The sequence below is a fragment of the Mesorhizobium sp. M1E.F.Ca.ET.063.01.1.1 genome (assembly GCF_003998155.1).
Classification (GTDB): domain Bacteria; phylum Pseudomonadota; class Alphaproteobacteria; order Rhizobiales; family Rhizobiaceae; genus Mesorhizobium.
The window spans coordinates 1-1,587 of record NZ_RZSC01001054.1 but is presented as its reverse complement, the minus strand read 5'-3'; the positions used below and the strand labels follow the sequence as shown (position 1 = coordinate 1,587).

Here is a 1,587-nt window from a genome sequence, read left to right as displayed (position 1 = left end):
GCCGTAGAGGTCGCGGATTTCAAGCCCCAGCATGCGCTGGCCGAAGAACCAGTCCTCTGGATCGGGCGCCTTGTAGTTGGTGAGGTTGAGGATGCCGACATCGACGGCCGCGACCATCACATAGGCATTGCTGCCGGGTTGCGCGCCGTTGACGGCGACCGGGATCGACAGCTGCTGGCGCGGCGCGGTCTTTTCAGGCGTCAGCGTGACGGCAAGCTTCTTCGAGCCGGGATCGACGGTCAGCCATTTGACGCCGATGGCGCGGGCCGGCATGCGCGATTGCTCAGCATCGCCCGGCCGGAACAGCGTCGCCGTGACATAAGCGCCGGCGCCCCAGTCGTCGCCGACCGGAATGTCGACGGTGCTGCCGCCGGCCGGCACCGAGGCGGTGACGGTCTTCAACAGCTTCTCGGCACCGATGGTGACGAGCAGTTCGCCGGCAAAATGCGGCGAGACCTTCAGCTTGGCGACCTCGCCGGCGGCATAAGTATCCTTGTCGAGGGCAATCTCCAGGCCGTCCGGCGTTTCGGTGGTGGTCGAGGCGACATACCAGCCGGCGTCGAACTCGTAGCTTGTCGCCGGGCCGTCCGGATCGGCCGTCTCGACTTCGAGCCGGTAGCGGCCCCAGTCGACGGGAAGCGATACGGTTGCGTCACCCTCGGCGTTGAGGTCGATCTGGCCGTTGGCGACGGCCTTGGTGAGGTTCACCGCTTCATAGTTCCAGGAATTGTTGGAGCGGTACCATTGGTAATTGCGCTCGACCTTGACCAGCGACCACTGCGCGCCTTTCAGTTCCTCGCGCTTGCCGTTCGGATCGACGGCGATGATGCTGAACTTCGCCGTTCCGCCTTGCGGCACCTCGCCGCCTTCGAAATCAGGGCGGATGCCGATCATGTCCTTCTCAGGATGGACGGCGATGTCGAGCGAGCGCTCGACGGCGCGGCCTCCGGCTTCGCGCATGCGCACGGTGACCTTGGCGTTGACCAGCTTGGTGGTCGAGGGCAGTTGGTCGATCGAAACCGGGAAGGTCGCCTTGCCGTCGTCGCCGACAAGGGGAAGGTTGGCTAAAGGCGTCACCGTCGGTTCGGCCGACTGCTCGTCTGCGAGGCCGAAGGTGAAGTCCTTGAACCGGTCCCAACTGCTCGTGGTCGACAACGTCATCTCGCCTTCGAGCGCGAGGCCGGCGGCCGGCGCGCCGTAGAGGAAACGGCCGTCGACGCTGACATTGGCGGTCTCGTCCTGGGCGATCTCCTTCTTGTCGGCCGTCAGGTCGAACTCGATGCGATCCGGCACGAAATCCTCGACCAGGAACATCTGGCTCGCCACCGGCGCCTGCTTGGGGTCGGTAAAGATCGACACCGTCCAGGTGCCGCGCATGGCGTTGGGCTCGAGCGGCAGGTCCACCGCATGGCCGCCGGCGGAGGTGCCGTCGCTGACGACGCGGCGGTTCTCGACGCCGTCGGGACGGGTGAAGATGAAGGTCAGCGGCAGGTTCTCGACCGCCTTGGCGGCGCCGTCGCGGGCAAGGGCGGCGACATGCACATCCTCGCCGGCGCGGTAGATGCCGCGCTCGGTCCAGGCATAGAC

The 1,587-nt window shown here is 66.0% G+C and carries 1 protein-coding gene; it reads right to left on the bottom strand.

Features of this window, described 5'->3' with window-relative positions; translation table 11 throughout:
• A partial coding sequence (locus tag EOA29_RS35915) for an MG2 domain-containing protein (RefSeq protein ID WP_245468725.1) occupies positions 1 to 1,587 on the bottom strand: 1,587 nt, incomplete at both ends.